We start from the raw sequence: 17,855 nt of genomic DNA, 5'->3' as shown, positions 1-17,855 counted from the left end.
ATCAGCGCCCGCTGCGTTTCATCGAGGCACGGGGCGACGCCTCGGGCAGACTTCGGGAAACGGAAAGGACCTGGCTATGCGCGTATTGCTGATCGGCGCCGGTGGGGTGGGCACGGCCATCACCCGGATCGCCGCCCGCCGAGGATTCTTCGAGCGGATGATCGTCGCCGACTACGACGAGTCACGCGCCAAAGCGGCCGTGGCGGCCGTCACCACGCCCGGAAAGGGTGCGCGCCCCGAGGCGGAAGACCGGTTCGCCGCCGCCCGCATCGACGCGTCGGACGAGTCCGCGGTCAGGGAACTGCTCGAACGAGAGCGCTGTGACGTCCTGGTCAACGCGACCGACCCCCGATTCGTCATGCCGCTCTACCGCGCCGCACTCGCCGCCGGTGCCCACTACATGGACATGGCGATGTCCCTGTCGAGGCCGCATGCCGAGCGGCCCTACGAGGAGTGCGGGGTCAAGCTGGGTGACGAGCAGTTCTCCCTCGAGGACGACTGGACCAGGTCCGGCCGGCTCGCCCTTGTCGGCATGGGCGTGGAGCCGGGCCTGTCCGATGTCTTCGCCCGCTACGCCGCGGACCAGCTCTTCGACACCATCGAGGAGATCGGCGTACGCGACGGCGCCAACCTCACCGTGGACGGCTACGACTTCGCGCCGTCGTTCAACATCTGGACCACGATCGAGGAATGCCTCAACCCGCCGGTGGTCTTCGAGAAGGACCGCGGCTGGTTCACCACCGCGCCCTTCACCGAGCCGGAGGTGTTCGACTTCCCCGAGGGCATCGGACCCGTCGAGTGCGTCAACGTCGAGCACGAGGAAGTCCTGCTGATCCCGCGCTGGGTCGACGCGGGCCGTGTCACCTTCAAGTACGGGCTGGGCGGCGACTTCATCAACACGCTGCGGGTCCTGCACCAGGTGGGCCTCGACCGTACCGACCCGGTCACGGTGCCGGGTACCGACGGGCCGGTGCGGGTCTCGCCCCGTGACGTCGTCGCGGCCTGCCTGCCCGATCCGGCGACGCTCGGCGACCGTATGCACGGCAAGACCTGCGCGGGCACCTGGGTCAAGGGGACCAAGGACGGCAAGCCCCGTGAGGTGTACCTGTACCACGTCGTCGACAACGACTGGTCGATGAAGGAGTACGGGTCCCAGGCCGTGGTCTGGCAGACGGCCGTCAACCCCGTCGTCGCCCTGGAACTCCTGGCGGACGGGACGTGGACGGGGGCGGGAGTGCTCGGCCCGGAGGCCTTCGACCCTCAGCCGTTCCTCGATCTCCTCACGGAGTACGGCTCGCCGTGGGGGATGCGCGAGGACTGACCGTACGGTCCCGTCAGCCGTACGGGACCGGCCGCGGGCACGCGCCGGACGACACCGGCCGTTTCGTCGTCGGGGCGCGTGCTCGCGCGCTCGCGGTGTGCCCCGCATCGGCCGTACCGGTCCTGCCTGCGGGGGACCCCGTAGGCAGGACCGGCACGGCAGTCCGGATCGGCAGACCGGTCCGGCCGTGGCGCGAGAGCGCCGGAAGCCCCGTAGATTGATCGAAGAGCGGGGGTGAGCGGCAGGTAGGGAACGGCAGGCGCGTGATGGCATGAGACTCGACTACGCAGCGCTGTTCGCCGCCACGCCCAGCCCGTATCTGGTGCTCGACAGGCGTTTCGTCATCGTCGATGTCAATCATGCCTACCTCCGGGCGACCCTCCGGACGAGAGAGGACCTCGTCGGGCAGTTCGTCTTCGATGCCTTTCCCGACAACCCCGCCGATCCCGACGCCGACGGGGTCTCGAACCTCGGCACCTCCCTGCATCGTGTCCTGGCCTCACGCAGGCCCGACTCGATGGCACTGCAGAGGTACGACATCCCCCTTGTGGACAGTCCCGGCCTGTTCGAGGAGCGGTGGTGGTCGACGATCAACACCCCGGTCGTCGACGCGGACGGCGAGGTCGAATGGATCATTCACCGGGTCGAGGACGTGACCGCCTTCATCCAGTCGCGCACGGCGGGCGCAAAGCCGAGCGAACGTGAAGTGGAGATGGAGGCCGAGCTCTACGCGCGGGCGCGTGAGCTGCAGCGGCTCAACGACGAACTGCGTCATGCCCATGCCCGTGAACGCCAGGTGGCGCTCACTCTGCAGGAGGCGATGCTCCACGCACCCGACCTGGTCAGGCACCAGGACATCGCGGTGCGCTACCTGCCTGCCATCGGATCGCTGAACGTCTGCGGCGACTGGTACGACATCGCCGACCTCCCTGAGGGCCGCTTCGCCGTGGCCGTCGGCGACGTCGTGGGCCACGGGCTCGAGGCCGCCACCGTCATGGGAATGCTCCGCAGTGCGTTGAGCGCCGCGACCCGAGCGGTCGAAGGGCCGGCACAGGCGCTCGAGGTGCTGGGACTGTACGCCCGCTCCGTGGAGGGCGCGCTGGCCGCCACCGCGGCCCAAGTGGTGGTCGACACCCGTCGCCGTCTGATCACCTACAGCAGCGCGGGCCATCCGCCGCCCGTCCTGCTGCACCGCGACGGGTCCTGGGAGCTCCTGGACAAGGCCACCGATCCGCCGCTCGGGGCACGACCCGCCCACGTTGACCGTCCCCAGTTCAGCTGCCCGTACACCCCCGACGCGGCGCTCGTCCTCTACACCGACGGACTCATCGAACGGCGGGACGAAGACATCGACACGGGCCTCGCCCGGCTCACCGACGTCCTGTCCCGGCACCACCGGCTCGGCGCGGAACGCCTTGCCGACGCGGTACTGGAACGGCTCGGCCTCAGCGCCGGGTCCAGTGACGACATCGCCCTCGTCATCGTCCGGCTCTGACCGGCCCCGAGGCACGATTCCGCTGTTGCGCGGGCTCGGTGCCAGGCGGATTCTGGACGTGATGAAGTGGGCCGGTGGGGCGCCATGAGCGCAGGAAGGGCAGCCGGGGTCGGCGATTTCCGTGACCCCCTGGACGTCACCAGGGCCGCCACGGTCGTGCTCGACAGCCGGGGCATCGTCATCGGCTGGAGTCCGGGCGCGCAGCGACTGCTGGGGTACCGGCCGGACGAGGCCGTCGGCCGCCCCCTCGCCACGTTCCTGAAGCATGCGGAACCATCGGCCGCTCCCGCCCTCGTGGGCCCTTCGGCAGGCCCGCCCCCCTCACCGCTCGAGGAGGGTGACGTCCTCGTCGCCGAGCACCGGGACGGGCACCGCGTGGAACTCGTCACCGTGGTCTGTCCGCTCTCCGGCGTCGGGGCCGCCGAACGCGTCCTCGTGGCCGCGGAGCGTGAAGGACTCATGGTGTGGGAATCGCGGCTCGCCATGCTGCACGGTCTGGCAACCCAGTCTCCCGTCGGTCTCGCCATCCATGACACGGACCTCCACCTGACATGGTGCAACGCCGCCTACGAAGAGGAGATCGGGCTGCCCTTCGACGCCTTCCGCGGCAAGCGGGGCGATGAGCTGTATCCGGAGGGCAGGTTCGTGACGCCCGGTTACCCGGAGACGCTCGACGCGGTCCTCCGGCACGTGCTGGAGACCGGCGAGCCGTTCGTCGACCTGCACTTCCTCGGAGAGCAGCCCAGCGACCCCGGGACCGAGCACCTGTGGTCCTGTTCCTACTACCGGCTGCAGGATCCCGACGGTTATGTGTTCGGTGTCTGCGAGGACGCCTTCGACATCTCCGAACGCTACGAGGCCCAGCGCCAGTTGAATCTGCTGGTCGAGGTCGGCCGTCAAGTCGGCACCACGCTGGACGTGGTCGTCACCACGCGGGAGCTCGCCGAGGTGGCCGTCCCCCGGTTCGCCGACACCGTCGAGGTCGACATCGCCGCGGCGGTGCTGGAGGGAGAGCTGCCGGGCGCCCCCGGAACCCCGGGTTCCGAACTGATCCGCACGGCCGCGTTCTCGGCGAGGGGCGACGGAACGGCGGAGGCCGTGGGGTCGCGGTTTCATCCGTCGCGTCCGGTGATCTACCCGCCCGGCTCCCCGCAGTACCGCAGTCGCTCCTCGGGCGGGCTCGTACGGGACGAGGACACCCTGGTCGTTCCGCTGCGGGCCGGGGGGATCCCCCTGGGTCTGGTCACTTTCGTACGTGGCGGCAGGCCGGGGGTCTTCGACAGCGCCGCCGTCGCTCTGGCGGACGAACTCGTCACCCGGGCGGCGGTATGCATCGACAACGCCCGCCGGTTCACCCGCGAGCGCAGGGCGGCCCTGGCCCTCCAGCGCCAGCTCCTGCCACAGCACCTTCCACCCAACTCCGCGGTGCACATGGCCCATCGCTATCTGCCCACCGACGATGTGACCGGCGTCGGCGGTGACTGGTACGACGTCATCCCGCTGTCCGGTACGCGCGTCGGACTCGTGGTCGGGGACGTCGTGGGCCATGGCCTCCAGGCCGCCGCCACGATGGGCCGACTGCGTACGACGGTACGGGCGCTCGCCCCGATGGACATGCCCCCCGACGAGCTCCTCAGGCGGCTCGACGATCTGGTCGGGCAGGCCGCGGCGGACCGCACGGAAGTGGTCGGTACATCCGGCGAGGGCGAGGACGTGGCCACCGGAGCCACATGTCTCTATGTCGTCTACGACCCGTCAACACGGCGCTGCACCATGGCCCGAGCGGGCCATGTGCCGCCCGCGATCGTCTTCCCCGGTGGCCGGGTCACCTTTCCGGATCTGCCGCCAGGGCCGCCGCTGGGTCTGGGCGGGCTGCCGTTCGAGTCCGTCGACATCGAGCTGCCGGTGGGCAGTCTCGTGGCGATGTTCACGGACGGTCTGGTGGAGTCCCGGGACCGGGAGATCGACGAAGGTCTGGAAATCCTGGGGAGGGTCCTCGGTGACGACCGTGGGTCCCTCGAGGACCTGTGCGACCGTGTCGTCTCGGAACTGATGCCGGACGGCACGACCACCGATGACACGGCCCTGCTGCTGGTACGCACCCGTGAGCTCGACAGCCACAGGACCGCCTCCTGGCATCTGCCGACCGAACCTGTGGCGGTCAGCAATGCCCGGGAGCTCGCGGCCGAGCAGTTGCGCCGATGGGGGCTCGAAGAGCTGGTGTTCGCCACCGAGCTGATCGTCAGCGAACTGGTCACCAACGCCGTCAAGCATGCCGAGGGCCCGGTCGGCCTGCGGCTCATTCATGACCGCACCCTCGTGTGCGAGGTCTCGGACGGCGGTCACACCTCCCCCCACCTCCGTCACGCCGCGGACGACGACGAAGGCGGGCGCGGACTGTTCATCGTCGCCCAGCTCGTCCAGCGCTGGGGAACGCGCTACGGTCCCTCGGGCAAGACCATCTGGACGGAACAGGCGCTGCCGGAGCCGGACGAGGCAACGGCCGGGCGTGCAGGTGAGCCCTGACTCCGTCGGCGCACCGTGACTGACATGGCGTCAACCTCTTCGGGGGGCATGCCCTACGGTGTGGTCAGGACGGCTGCCCCCACAGTCCTGACCTGCGATGAGTCGGGGACCTCGTGTGTGGGCCGGCCCGGAGCAGCGCGGCTGCAAGTATTGGCGAGCGGAAAGTATCCTTCTTGCGCCTGAGGTCCACAGGCGGCCGACCGGGAGGGAGAGTGGGCTGTGACGAGCACGTTCGGTGCTCAAGGGGCAGACGTGCCGGGTCCCCGGGGGCCGGTGCCCCGGGTATCCTCCTCCGGCCTGAGGGGCGACGCCGATTCCGCCGTCTCCATCCTGCTGGTCGAGGACGACGACGGTGATGCTCTTCTTGTCGAGGAGCTGCTTCGCGACAGCGGCCTGAGAGCTCTGCTGACCCGTGCCCGTTCTCTGACACAGGCTCAGGAGCAGCTGGGTGCCCCGAAGGGGACGCCGGTGCAGTGCGTCCTTCTGGACCTGCATCTTCCGGACGCGCAGGGTCTGGACGTCGTCCAGCGGGTCCTGGCCAAGGCGCCCGGAGCGGCCGTCGTCGTGCTGACAGGGATCGCCGAGGAAGGCATGGGGCTCTCCGCGGTCGCGGCGGGAGCCCAGGACTACTTGATCAAGGGTGTTTTCGAGCCCACGGTTCTGGGGCGATCGATTCGCTATGCGGTCCAGCGTCGGCAGATCGAGCATGCGGCCGTCGCCCTGGAAGCCGGCCGGATGCGTGCCCAGGAGAATGCGCGGCTGGAGCGCGGTCTTCTCCCCTCCCCGTTGCTGCACGGCGACTCGGTGGACGTGGTCGCCCGCTACGAACCCAGCCGCTCCCTGGGATTGCTCAGCGGTGACTTCTACGACGTGGTGGAGACGGGAGACGGCACGGTCCATGCGGTCATCGGTGACGTCTCGGGCCATGGTCCCGACGAGGCGGCAATCGGCGTCTGCCTGCGCGTCGCCTGGCGCTCCTTCACCCTGGCAGGTGTCACCGGCGCCGACGTGTGTGAGCTCATGCAGAAGGTCCTCGTCGCGGAGCGCACCGGGGCCGAGATCTTCGCCACGGTGACGACGGTCGAGCTGCCCCCGGGACTGGCCAAGGCCACGCTCGTCCGCGCCGGCCACCCTCCTCTGATGCTGCGCGACGCCGGCGGTGTCCGGCTCGTGGAGAGCGCGGTCGGGCCCGCCCTCGGTCTGCTTCCCTGCGGACCGGGCCGCTGGCGCGAGGACTGCCTGGATCTGCCCGCGGCCGGCTCGCTGGCGCTGTTCACCGACGGCCTCTTCGAAGGCCGTATCAGCGACGACGGGCGACGCCTGGGCGAGGAAGGCCTGCTCGCCCTGGCGGAGTCCCATGCCGCTCTGTCCGCAGAGGAGTTCGTCACCGCTCTGATCTCCGAGACGCACGCACTGTCGGCCGGTCACGGTGGCCACAGTGACGACGTCGCGCTCCTTCACCTCGAATGGGACCGGGACACGTGAACGCGCCCGTGGTGCGACGTAGGGATAACAGCCGTCGCACCACGTGCCCGCCGCGTGTACGGCGACGGTTCGGGGGGCGCCCAGACCGGCTGTCCCCGGTCATCGGCACCCCGACGCCGCAGCCACGGGCACAGGCCCGGACGTGTGCAGGAAGATCGTCGAGCACCCTGTGATCGTTGCCGCTTGGTAAGGGTTGTGAGGCATTCGTAGACTGGGTGCTGGTTCCGGGTCGTGCGAGCTGGGCGCGTACGGCGCGGCCGGGCAACTGTGACATCACGCCCCGGCAGTACCGGGCGGCGTGTCCCCGGTACGACGAGAAGCGGGCCGACGTGGACGGATCCTCAGGTGTTGAGCAGGCTTTGCGCAGCGCGGCGCCTGATGCCCTGCTGAGCGTGATCACAGCCGCCTTCACACGCCAGTACGGAGCCGACCGCGTCGAACTGCGGCTCGCCGACTACGGGATGCGGTCCCTTCAAGCCGTCGAGAACGTGCCCTTCAGTACCCGCCCCGTACCGATTCACGACAGCCCACAGGGGCGCGCCTTCGGGGCCCAGGAGCCATGTGTGACCAGAGACCTCGGCGCCGCTGCCGTGACGGTACACCTGCCTGTCACCATCCGGGGCGACCGCTTGGGCGTTCTGTCGGTGAGCCTGCCGGACGATCGTTACTCGCCGGCGCTTCTGCCGGACATGCAGGAGATCTGCGAGGCACTGGGCCGTGAGATCCTCGTCGCCGAACGCGACACCGACCTCTATGTGCTCGCACGGCGTGCCGCGCGCCTGACGCTGGCGGCGGAGATGCAGTGGCAACTGCTCCCCGGGCGCTCCTGTGCCCGGCCCGAGTTCGCCCTCGGCGCTCACCTGGAGCCGGCCTACGCGATCTTCGGCGACAACTACGACTGGTCCGCCTCGGCCGGCCATCTGACGTTGTCGGTCACCAACGGGATGGGCGAGGGCATCGACGCCGCTCTGCTGACCGGTCTTGTCGTCAACGCCCTGCGCAACGCCCGCCGCGCCGGGCTCGATCTCGCAGGTCAGGCCACGCTCGCGGACCAGGCGGTCTACTCCCATTACCGGGGCAGGGCCTACGCGTCCGTTCTGCTTCTGCGCTTCGATCTCGACACCGGAGAGGTGGAAGCGGTGGACGCGGGTTCCCCCAGGCTCTGGCGACTGCGCGAAGGCTCGGTCGAGTCGATCTCTTTCGACGCCCAGCTTCCCCTGGGCATGTTCGAGGACACGGTGTACGTCTCCGAGCGCTTCACCGTGCGTCCCGGCGACCGTCTCCTGTGCGGCAGCGACGGTGTGTACGACACTCTGTCCGCACGCGGCGAGCGGTACGGCGAGCAGGCGCTGGCCCGGTCCCTCAACGCGACGAAGTTCCTCCCGCCCGCCCAGGTACCGGGTGCGGTCCTGCGTGAACTGGCCGACTACCACGGCGAGACACCTCTCGACGACGACGCACTGGTGGTCTGTCTCGACTGGAAGGGACGGCCGGAGGGGGCCGGTCACGGACCGCCGGACGCCGGCTGACCAGGCGGCGGCGAAGCTCACTGGGCTCGGGCAGCGCTCCACGTAGCCGAGCAGCTCGAGCCGATCAACCGGTGCCCGGAGGCCAAGAGGGTCGGTAGGCGGGTGGGACGGTGTCGAGGGCGTGGCGCACGGTGGTGAAGCAGCTGAACGCATGACAGGCGCCGGTCGTGGTCAGCAGGTGCATCACGCGCACACCGACTCCGGCGAGCAGGAGCCGGCCCTCCATCCGGCCGCACAGCCAGTTCAGTGAGAGCAGACAGTTCAGGCCGCGCGAGTCACAGAACATGAGCGCGGTCAGGTCCAGTACCAGGTGCTGATGCCCGTTCCCTACCAGCCTTCCGGCATGGTCGAGAAGATCCTTTTCGGTGTCCAGGTCGAGCTCTCCTGCCACACGGAGGACCGCGCACCGCTCTGCCAGGGCCAGGTCGGTGACGGTGATCCGCCTTGCGTTGCCGAACACCGGAACCTCCGTGCCGTGACGAACTGCAGTGGCCTCTCCCTGCCCACTTATAGGGGCAATAATTGTCGAGTGGCAACGGTTGGGCCTGCCGGTGACGTGATGTTCACTTGCGACGTGACCCGGTGACCGCCGATCGCGCATGAGCGGTCCAGCCTCATGTGTGCTTCGGCCTCGATGGGGCAAGCTCCTGACTCATGACCGTCTATGTCGTCACCATTCCCGGCACGCTGCTCGCCGAGCTCACCGACGCGGTGCGCGGTGAGCTCGTTCGCAACCTCAAGCCGGCGGATCCCCAGGGCACGGACTTCGGTGCCGCGGAGGACCTCGACATTCTCACGTTCTACGGGGATTCCTCGGCGTTCAGCATCCGCCTCGAGGTCGAGGCGTACGACACCGCGTCGGCCGAACGGAAGGCGCGGGACATCGCCTCCGCGGCACTTCGTTCGGCGGGTCTCTCGGCTGCGGACGTACCGCTCGGAGACCCGGTCATCACCGGCATCGACGTGGAGTAGCGGCCGGGGTGACGCGTCGACTCCTCGGGAGGTCACGGCAGGCGGAGCAGGACGCTGATGTTCTTCCCCTCGCGCCGGGGGCTGACGTCGACCTCCTCGGCCAGACGCAGGATCAGCGGCCAGCCGTAGCCACCGACAGGGACGGCCGACGCGTTCGAGGGGCGGATCGTCCTGGGGATCCTGCCGCTGCGGTCGCTCACCGAGAGAACGAGCCCGGCATCCGTCACATGGGCCGAGAACCCGCAGACGCCGCCTCCGTGCCGGATCGCGTTCGTCACCAGCTCGGACGTGACGAGCAGTGCATCGGCCAGCGCCGTGCTGTGACGAGGATCCTCCGGCGAGGGACGGAACCGGTCGTCCAGCAGTCGCGCGACCTGGTCGCGGGCGACGGCCGCGCTCGATGGCAGCGGCAGCTGCTGTCGCTGCTCGCCGACCCTTTCGCCTGTGGGCACGATTCACCCCCGTACTTGCGTCTCTCTGCGGCCCCGTCGCCTCACGATTCCTTGCGGGGCAGCCTTTCGTTCGAAGCTGCGGACGTCGCACCGTGCGCTAGAGCACCGTCATGCGATGTTCACCGGCATCTTCGCGGCTCTTTCCGATCTCCATCGCCGCCTACCCACTGAATTGCAGGCCTCACCTCTGTCACCCACGGTAGCGGCGTGGCATGCATCTGGTGAGAGGCGTGGTGGGCGGAGTGGAGGCCGTGTCCCCCGTGTGCGGGTCGAGTGCGTGCCGCTGTCCGGCCGCGCGGTCAAGCGGGAGCGTGCCGGCCAGCTCGCGTGCAGCCTTCGGACTCGAGGGTGAGATGTCCTAGTTTGTCGCGATGGGGAGTGGGGAGCTTCCGAGTGTGGGGGCCGCCCTGATCGGAGAGTGACATGATCATCCTCGGACTCATTCTGCTCATCATCGGCGCCGTGGCCGGAATAGGCATTCTCTGGACCATCGGAATCATTCTCGTCGTGATCGGTGTGGTTCTCTGGATCCTCGGGGCCGTAGGGCACGCGGTCGGGGGTCGCCGGCACTACTGGTGAGCCGCGCGACGAGAGGTTCCTTCCCGGATCGCCGTGCAGGCAGCTGTCCGACCGGCGGCGGGTGCCGGGCAGCGCGTGCACACCCGGCGCAAGCCTCTTACGGGACCTGCGCCAGGCCGAGATCATTCGCGGCCGCGCCGGATGCCCGACGCGGCCGCGCTGGAGTCGCCCCGCCGCTCAGAAGCCCGGGGCGGGGACGATCGCTACGCGGGCGGAAAGGGCCGAACCTGAGGCGGATACCCGCCGAGGGGCATGCTCGGCTGCATCACGCGTTCCAGGTCGCGAAGAGTGCGTTCGGCTTCCCGGCGGACCTGCGTCGGCACGTCGCCGAGTTCCGTGATGAGCCGATCGTAGATCGGCGCCTCCTGCGACACGGTCAACCAGTCCTTTCCGAAGACGAGTCCACTCCCGTCGGACGGAAGCGGTTGCCAAGTGTACGGGGGCGGAGTGGAAGTTGTGGACCGAACCCTGCCCGTCCCCTACGACCGGGCCGTCCGGCGGCGGGACGCGGCAGCCGCTCAGCGTGAGGAGTCACACCGGAGATGGCGGGCGAAGAACGAGAGCACGTGCCCGCGCACCAGGGGAACGGACTGCGCCACGCTTGTGACTTCGGTGTTTGCGCCTTCCGGCGGCCCCTTGAATGAATGAAGGGGCACGACCTCAATGCTGGTGCCGAGTGGGGAGCGCGAGCGATCGTTGAGGTAGAACGAGGGACTGGACACCGTGAGTGCCTCGCACCCGGACGTCGTGCGCTCGGAGATCGAGCGCGTCTACGCAGGGAGCACGGTCCCGGCTCCGCCGTGGATCCGAGACCTGCACCGAGGAGATGCCGGCGCCTGGCAACTCCTGCGCCGCGCACGGCGTTCGGCGTTCGACACCGTGCTGCGCCCCGTCCGGCCACTGGTGCGGGACCTGCACCGCGCCGAGTTCACCCGTCATGCCCTGGCCGTGGCCGAACACGGCATCGGCGCCGCACTCACCGCGCTCGCTCGGCGCCGGCAACGCCACCGCTTCCGCCCACACCGCCGCGCTGCGCGGCGCGGGCCTGATCACCACGGTTCGCGCGGGCCGGGAGGTCCTGCACCGGCGAACCGCGCCGGGAACCTTGTTGGTTCTGCGACACAGCGAGACATGAAGCGCGGGGTGCTCACGCCGTACCCGGCGGAGACTCTCCGCCAACGGCCCATGCCCAAGGGACCCTGTCGGCTCAGGTTCAGTGGACCGAGAAGGGCAGCGCGGCGATCACGTTGCCCAGCGTGGGCGGCGGCGCCGGGTCGCCGGTGACGACCTCGCGACCGCCGTGGATGATCGCGTACACACGTCCGTCCGGGACCGGCTCACCCATCGACCTCCGGGGGAGCCGTGGGAAGTCCGCTTCTGCCAGAGCCTTGCGCAGTGCGTCGAGCTCGGACGGCTTCATGAGGCCCGATTCCGCCGGCCGGCCCCGTTTCAAGCGAGTGTACGAACCGTCGCTGCTGACGATCACACTCTCGGCGCGGCCGTCGATGCCGCCCGTCATGGTCGCTGCCACCAGTTGTTCGTCGCGGCCCGTGGGCGCGCGAGTGGGCGAAGGAGGCGACAACTTCGTGGGCCCGGCCGGCGTCGATGCGGGGGTGGGCCCTGGAGTCGGAGGTGATGAGGGCGCGGCCGTGGCGGGAGAGGTGTTCGCGGGGCCGCTCGGCGCGCGGCCGTCCGCCGTGCCCTGATCACTGCACCCTGATACGAGCAGAGCCGCGGCCAGCAGCCCGGTGGCACCCACGATCCGTCTCATGCCCTCTCCTCCGTGCCGCGTCGACGGCAGTTGCCGCCTCCGCGTCGAGGATGCCCGAAGGTGCTCCGTGAGGGGAGAGGTTCGCCATGAGGTGGCCCATATCGTCCGACGGCTGAGCCGGCACCGGCGATCCGGACCGGAACCTGGAACCGGACCATTCGGTGCTGCGTCGTCGTACCCGATGGAGACGGGACAGAGGTACTCGGCCCTGGACGCCCGGGCCGGGATGCCCCGGCGCAGGCCTCCGTGGTCCCGCCGGGGCGTGTGGGAGCGCAAGGGGGACGGACGGGAACAGCCTTGGTGGGAGCGGGGACGTGTGCCGGCCCTTGTGGCCGTGGCGAATGCCTGCCTGCTGGTCTTTCACTCTGCCGTACCCAATGAGGTCGGCCGGTCGGGCAGCTTTCTGGAAACGTTTCTCCCCTGGCTGGGACTGACGGTTCCGGTCCTGCTGTGCCTGGCACTGATGCGCCGCTCAGTGGTCGCGCTGACAGCGCTGCTCCTACCCGTCGTCGCATGGATCGGACTCTTCGGCGAACGCCTGCTTCCCGGCCCGAGCCCGGCCCACGCCCACGCCCACGACGTCACAGTGCTGCAGCACAACGTCAGTGACGAGAACCCCGATCCGGCAGGGACGGCGAGGGCCCTGGCGCGGTCACGGGCAGGCCTCATCGCGCTGGAGGAGCTGACGCCTTCCGCTGTGCCCGCCTTCTCGGCGGTTCTGGGCCGGGACTATCCGCATCATGCGGTGGTGGGCACGGTCGGGCTCTGGTCGAGACATCCGCTCTCGGACGTACGGCCGGTGGACATCAGGCCGGAGGGGATCGTGGGCAACTGGAATCGGGGCCTGAGGGCCACTGCTCGGATGCCCGGGGCCGAGGTCGCCGTCTACGTCGCTCACCTGCCTTCCGTACGCCTCGGAGTGACGAGCGGATTCAGTTCGGCCCGGAGGGACGAGAGTGCCGTTCTGCTGGGTGCGGCCCTCTCTGCCGAGCGATTGGACAGAGTGATTCTGATGGGCGACCTCAACAGCACGTCGGACGATCGAGGGCTGGACCCGATCGCCTCCCGGCTGAGCGTGCCCGACGCCGGGTTCGCCTTCAGCTGGCCCGCGGCATTTCCTCTGGCCAGGATCGATCAGATCATGACGCGGTCCGCGACCGTCACCGATCTACGCTCGTTGCCCCGGACCGGGAGCGACCACCTGCCCGTCGCGGCCCGCGTCGTGTTCTGATCGCCCGTCGGCCGACGGCGGCCTCGACGCATCTCCGCCACCCACGGCCGGGATCAGGTGCCGGGGGCGGGTCAGGCGACCTCGGAGGCAGCCCTGAGGGTCACTCGTCGGCCCGGTGGAGCGAGTCGAGGACGGTCAACTCCTGCTGCGAGAGGTGCAGGCCGCCCGCCGCCACATTCTCGACCAGATGATCCGGGTTGCCGGTGCCAGGGATGGCCAGCACGTGCGGACCGCGCTGGAGCGTCCATGCCAGGCGGACCTGGGCGACGGTCGCCCCGTGCGCGCGGGCGACGGCGAGCAGCTCGTCGCTGCCGGTGTCGTCCATGCCCGCCTCACGGCCGCTGCCGGCTATCGCGAAGAAGGGCACGAACGCGATGCCCTGGTCTCCGCACACACGCAGGAAGTCGTCGTCCTTGCGGTACGAGTCGAGGCCGTAACGGTTCTGCACACACACCACCGGCGCGATGGCCTGCGCCTCTGCGACATGCCCGGGTGTGACGTTGGAAAGTCCCAGATGACGGATGAGGCCGGCGTCGCGCAGCTCGGACAGGGCCCCGAACAGCTCGGCGATGGAGCTGTCCTGATGGCTCTGCGCGAGACGGAGATTCACCACGTCGAGGTGGTCACGGCCCAGCTGACGCAGGTTCTCCTCGACCTGACCGCGCAGCTGATCCGGCGTGGCCCACAGCCAGGCCCCCGACGGATCGCGGCCGGGGCCGACCTTGGTGGCGATGACCAGATCGTCGGCGTAGGGGCCCAGCGCCCGGTTGATGAGTTCGTTGGCGGAGCGCAGCGACGAGAAGTAGAACGCGGCTGTGTCGATGTGATTGACACCGAGTTCGACGGCGCGCCGCAGGACCCCGATCGACCGGTCCCGGTCACTCGGCACCCCGAGGTCGAAGGCTGCGCTCCCGGTCAGGCGCATCGCGCCGAACCCCATCCGGTTGACGGTCAAGTCGCCGAGCTTCCAGGTGCCTGCGGCTTCCGCGGTGATCATGGCTGAGGTCATCATCGGAGTCTCCCACACGCTGTCCGGAACGGGTCGCGTGGTGAATCCGCGCAGCAGGGCGACCCCCAACCGGTCGGCCGTGAGGCGGAACCCGATGGCGCTTGGGGGTAGGGCCTGCCGACGTCCTAGGCCCGCGCGGGCGGCCTGCGCGCCGCGTAGGTTCCCGCGCACGCTGCCAGCAGCATCACGCAGACGGTGAAGACCAGGCCCGCTGCCCGCAGGCCCAGCCACATGGCCATGGCGCCGACGCCGACCACCGGCAGGGAGATCCCGGTGTAAGCGACCACGAAGAACGCCGAGATGGTGGCGCCCCGATGCTGTTCCGGCGCCGCGCCGCTGACCAGGCTGAGTGCCGCGCGAAAGGCCAGCCCCTGGCCCGTACCGCCGCACAGCGCGCCCAGGACGAGCAACGGCAGCGATTCGGCGATCAGCGACGACGCCACCAGAACCAGGCCGAGGACGAGAACGCCGCATCCCACCGGGAGCGATCGGCGCGTGCCGATCCGCTGCGTCAGGGACTGCCCGAAGGTCGAGCCGAGGAACACCGAGAACACCACCGCGCCGGAGACAGCCAGGTTGTCGACGCCCAGGGTCTGCGAGGCGAAGCTCGGCGCCACAGCGGTGAACAGCCCCAGGAGTGCGAAGCCGGCGAAGGCGGCCGCCGCGGCGGGCGCGAACACACCCTTCACCTCCGGCGGCACCGCGACTCCTTGCGGCTTCAGAGGAGGCCAACGCTTCGGTTCCACCACGGTCTCCGGAAGGAACCGGATGATCCCGCAGGCCACTGCCACCAGCCCGAGGTGGACCCAGAACGGCAGCATCAGCGGCCAGGGCGCGTACTCGGCGAGCAGCCCGGAGAGCAGCGGCCCGCAGCCCAGACCGCCCATGTTCGCGGCGGTGGCGGCGAAAGCGGCCTGCGCCTGCTGCCCGGGACCGGCCAGCTCGATGACGGCCGCCGTCGCCGCGCCGCTCAGCAGACCGGCAGCGAAACCGGACAGCAGGCGCCCCGCGAAGAGCCATGGCAGACCGTTCTCCAGCAGGAAGCACCCCGCACTCGCGGCCGACAACGCCATCGCGCACAGCAGCACCGGTCGGCGGCCGGCCTCGTCGGAGTAGTTTCCCGCCACCAGAAGCGCGGTGATGACCGCGACGGCATACACCGCGAAGACGACCGTCACCATCAGTTCGGAGAAGCCGATCTCCTCCTGGTAGAGCCCGTACAAGGGTGTGGGCAGGGTCGTCCCCGCCATCCCGATGGCGAACACCACAGCCGCTGCCGGATACCCCGGTCGCCAGGCCGCGCGGCCGTTCACCGGGCCTTTGCGAGATTTCACGCACGTCACCCTACGAGCGCCCGCCCGCGGTCACTGCTCGGCACGAGGGACATTGCGCCGCATGTATGCGAACGTGCGGCGACGCCGCCGTCACCGCGCTCCCGGCGCGGTCTTTCCCGGTTCCGGCCACGACTTACCCGTGGAAACACCTTTCCCTGCAGGGATTACTGCCCCACCATGGGCTCCTGTTTCCCATGAGTAACCCCCGGCGTGTCCGTTGTGACAGGGAGTCGGTCATGCCGTAGTGAACGAGGAGTCAACAGGGTGCCCGAGCTTCACCAGGTCGGACCGGAACCGGATCCCGCGGACGAGAAAGCGGTCTGCATGGCCCTGTCGGACGCAGAGCTCACCGAACGCATCCGCGCCGGAGCCCCGCCCGCCTATCCGGCCACCCAGGAGCTCAAACGCCGCCACCTGCCCGCGGTTCTGACCTACGCCCGGCTCTGCGGACGCAACCAGGTCGCCGGGAACCAACTGGCCCTGCAGGCCTTCGGCCTGGCCGCCCAGGAGGCGTGCCGCGGCATCGAGCCCCGGGGCAACTGGCGTCACCACTTGCTGATGCTCGTTCAGCGGGTAGGCGGCTCGTGGGCCGCCGGCGGCCGCCGGGACCGTCTCGAACCCGAGTTCGCCGCCTGGATCGACCAGGCCGCCGACCTCCCGGCACCGGAGCTGTCCGAGCCGCGGCCCCTTCGTTTCGAGGACGCGTCCGCCATGCTCGCCGGCTTCTACCGGCTGCCCGCCCTGACACGGGGCATCCTCTGGTACTCGGTGGTCGACGAGGAGCCGGACGCCACTGTCGCCAACTTCCTCAGCATCCGCCCCGACCGCATTCCCGAGCTGCGGGAAGCCGCGCAGAACGCCATGCGCCAGGCCTATCTGCAGGCCTATCTCGCGCGTGGCGGAGACAGGAGATGCCAGGGGTTCCGTCGCATCATCGACGCGGCGGCGCAGCCGGGGGACCATCGGACCAGCCAGGATCTGACGCAGCATCTGGCGGAATGCCCCAGCTGCACCCGGCTGGTGGCCGAGCTGACGCGGATGGCGGACGACCCTCGCACCGTCGTTGCCGAGGGCCTGCTGGGGTGGGGCGGATCCGCCTACGCGTCCCGGCGTTCGGTCCGCGCGCCTCTGGACGCTCCCGAAGCCGCACCGGCGGAGCCCGGCCGGCCGACGGGTACGGGACGTGTGTCAGGGATCTTCGCGTCCTTCGGCCCGTCGAAGGGCTGGAAGCCGCTGGGGAACACACGGCGGCCGTCCCGGTCCGTCGTGGTCGTCGCGGCGGTGGCCGCGGGCAGCGTCATCGCCGGGACCGTTCTGGCAATGGCCTCCGAGGATTCCGCTCCGGCGCGTGAGCCGGTCGAGCCTCCGCCGGTCCGGGTGGCCTGGCCCGCCGTGACCCCGTCCACGACCGCCCCCGTCCCGTCGCCGAGCCCCAGCAGGAAGCCGTCGAAGCAGCCCTCGCGTTCACCGAGCCCCAGTAAGTCGGCCCCGGCCCCCAGCACCCCCGCGCCCACTCCCTCGAAGACCGTCCGGCCCCGGCCCGCGCCGATCGTCGTGGGAGGCGGCTTCTCCCAGGTCGTCAACGCGGAATCCGGACTGTGCCTGGACATCGCCAACGGCGTGATGGAGAACCGCACCGACGTCGTCATGGCCCGCTGTACCGGTGCCTTGACCCAGCAGTGGAGTCTGGACTCCATCGGTCTTCTGCGCAGCAACGCGGACCCCGACTACTGCCTGGACTCGCGGGGCGACACCGACCGCGGCGCCGGTATCTGGTCCTGTTCCTCCGTCAACGGCAGGAACGGTCTGAATCTGCTGTTCACCGTGGACGGGTCCGGAGTGATTCACCCAAGGATCGCGCCGGACTTCGCACTTGAACCCCAGGGACGCTCCGAGGGCGGCTCCCTCGAGTTCGACTCCGCCGACGGGAACAGCGACCAACGCTGGACCGCCGGCCCCTCCCCGAAGGGCTGATGGGGCGGAGGCCGAGGGGTGGCGACCCCGCCGCCCCGGCTGCTCTGTGGTGGAGCTCCGTGACGGGGACGCGCACGCGCTGCCGGCGCCGGGAACGGTCGACCGCGCCCGGGCGGATCGAGTCCAGCCTGGCTCGGTCGGGCACCCCGGAACGTAATGTCCGTTTTGATGCGAGAA

General features: G+C 69.8%; 15 protein-coding genes. 9 read left to right on the top strand and 6 right to left on the bottom strand.

Annotated features, from left to right (window positions below):
• The first annotated feature begins 76 nt into the window (after positions 1-76).
• The 5 genes from ACFU5O_RS21240 (at position 77) to ACFU5O_RS21220 (ending at position 8,356) form a co-directional block, all read left to right on the top strand.
• Complete coding sequence (locus ACFU5O_RS21240; RefSeq protein ID WP_384242644.1) at positions 77-1,321, top strand: saccharopine dehydrogenase family protein; 1,245 nt, start codon at positions 77-79, stop codon at positions 1,319-1,321.
• 271 nt (positions 1,322-1,592) lie between these two features.
• A complete protein-coding gene (locus tag ACFU5O_RS21235) occupies positions 1,593-2,816 on the top strand; it encodes a PP2C family protein-serine/threonine phosphatase (protein WP_384242642.1) in 1,224 nt (407 codons plus the stop codon).
• 84 nt (positions 2,817-2,900) lie between these two features.
• Entirely contained in the window at positions 2,901-5,342 is a 2,442-nt protein-coding gene (locus ACFU5O_RS21230) for a SpoIIE family protein phosphatase (protein ID WP_384242639.1), read from the top strand.
• 273 nt (positions 5,343-5,615) lie between these two features.
• On the top strand, positions 5,616-6,827 hold the full coding sequence (locus ACFU5O_RS21225; protein ID WP_384242636.1) for a PP2C family protein-serine/threonine phosphatase: 1,212 nt from the start codon (positions 5,616-5,618) through the stop codon (positions 6,825-6,827).
• A gap of 395 nt (positions 6,828-7,222) precedes the next feature.
• Entirely contained in the window at positions 7,223-8,356 is a 1,134-nt protein-coding gene (locus ACFU5O_RS21220; RefSeq protein ID WP_384242802.1) for a PP2C family protein-serine/threonine phosphatase, read from the top strand.
• Between the two features lie 64 nt (positions 8,357-8,420).
• Here ACFU5O_RS21220 and ACFU5O_RS21215 read toward each other — a convergent pair whose 3' ends face one another.
• Positions 8,421-8,816: an STAS domain-containing protein gene (locus ACFU5O_RS21215; RefSeq protein ID WP_384242634.1), complete on the bottom strand. Its 396-nt coding sequence runs from the start codon at positions 8,814-8,816 to the stop codon at positions 8,421-8,423.
• Between the two features lie 194 nt (positions 8,817-9,010).
• Between ACFU5O_RS21215 and ACFU5O_RS21210 the strand changes: the two genes are divergently transcribed.
• Positions 9,011-9,328, top strand: a complete 318-nt coding sequence (locus ACFU5O_RS21210; protein ID WP_384242632.1) for a hypothetical protein — start codon at positions 9,011-9,013, stop codon at positions 9,326-9,328.
• A gap of 32 nt (positions 9,329-9,360) precedes the next feature.
• Here the strand turns inward: ACFU5O_RS21210 and ACFU5O_RS21205 are convergent, their stop codons facing one another.
• Positions 9,361-9,780 (bottom strand): ATP-binding protein, encoded by a 420-nt coding sequence (locus ACFU5O_RS21205; RefSeq protein ID WP_384242629.1) that lies wholly within the window; start codon positions 9,778-9,780, stop codon positions 9,361-9,363.
• A gap of 423 nt (positions 9,781-10,203) precedes the next feature.
• On the opposite strand from ACFU5O_RS21205, the gene ACFU5O_RS21200 reads away from it, so the two are divergent.
• The gene (locus tag ACFU5O_RS21200; RefSeq protein WP_384242628.1) at positions 10,204-10,359 is read left to right on the top strand and encodes a DUF6131 family protein; all 156 of its coding nucleotides are present in this window, start codon (positions 10,204-10,206) and stop codon (positions 10,357-10,359) included.
• A 203-nt stretch (positions 10,360-10,562) separates the two neighbouring features.
• Here ACFU5O_RS21200 and ACFU5O_RS21195 read toward each other — a convergent pair whose 3' ends face one another.
• Both ACFU5O_RS21195 and ACFU5O_RS21190 read right to left on the bottom strand, forming a co-directional pair.
• Positions 10,563-10,733: a hypothetical protein gene (locus ACFU5O_RS21195; protein ID WP_384242625.1), complete on the bottom strand. Its 171-nt coding sequence runs from the start codon at positions 10,731-10,733 to the stop codon at positions 10,563-10,565.
• An 839-nt stretch (positions 10,734-11,572) separates the two neighbouring features.
• On the bottom strand, positions 11,573-11,779 hold the full coding sequence (locus ACFU5O_RS21190; protein ID WP_384242623.1) for a hypothetical protein: 207 nt from the start codon (positions 11,777-11,779) through the stop codon (positions 11,573-11,575).
• A 577-nt stretch (positions 11,780-12,356) separates the two neighbouring features.
• On the opposite strand from ACFU5O_RS21190, the gene ACFU5O_RS21185 reads away from it, so the two are divergent.
• Entirely contained in the window at positions 12,357-13,361 is a 1,005-nt protein-coding gene (locus tag ACFU5O_RS21185; RefSeq protein WP_384242801.1) for an endonuclease/exonuclease/phosphatase family protein, read from the top strand.
• A gap of 100 nt (positions 13,362-13,461) precedes the next feature.
• Here the strand turns inward: ACFU5O_RS21185 and ACFU5O_RS21180 are convergent, their stop codons facing one another.
• Together ACFU5O_RS21180 and ACFU5O_RS21175 are read right to left on the bottom strand one after the other, a co-directional pair.
• On the bottom strand, positions 13,462-14,370 hold the full coding sequence (locus ACFU5O_RS21180) for an oxidoreductase (RefSeq protein WP_384242799.1): 909 nt from the start codon (positions 14,368-14,370) through the stop codon (positions 13,462-13,464).
• A 125-nt stretch (positions 14,371-14,495) separates the two neighbouring features.
• Entirely contained in the window at positions 14,496-15,704 is a 1,209-nt protein-coding gene (locus ACFU5O_RS21175; RefSeq protein WP_384242621.1) for an MFS transporter, read from the bottom strand.
• A gap of 264 nt (positions 15,705-15,968) precedes the next feature.
• Between ACFU5O_RS21175 and ACFU5O_RS21170 the strand changes: the two genes are divergently transcribed.
• Positions 15,969-17,678, top strand: a complete 1,710-nt coding sequence (locus ACFU5O_RS21170; protein WP_384242618.1) for a ricin-type beta-trefoil lectin domain protein — start codon at positions 15,969-15,971, stop codon at positions 17,676-17,678.
• The last annotated feature ends 177 nt before the right edge of the window (positions 17,679-17,855 follow it).

Origin of the sequence: Streptomyces sp. NPDC057445, assembly GCF_042802855.1 — a bacterium.
Classification (GTDB): Bacteria; Actinomycetota; Actinomycetes; order Streptomycetales; family Streptomycetaceae; genus Streptomyces.
Note: the sequence above shows the minus strand (reverse complement) of the source record. Positions and strands in the feature narration are given on the sequence as shown.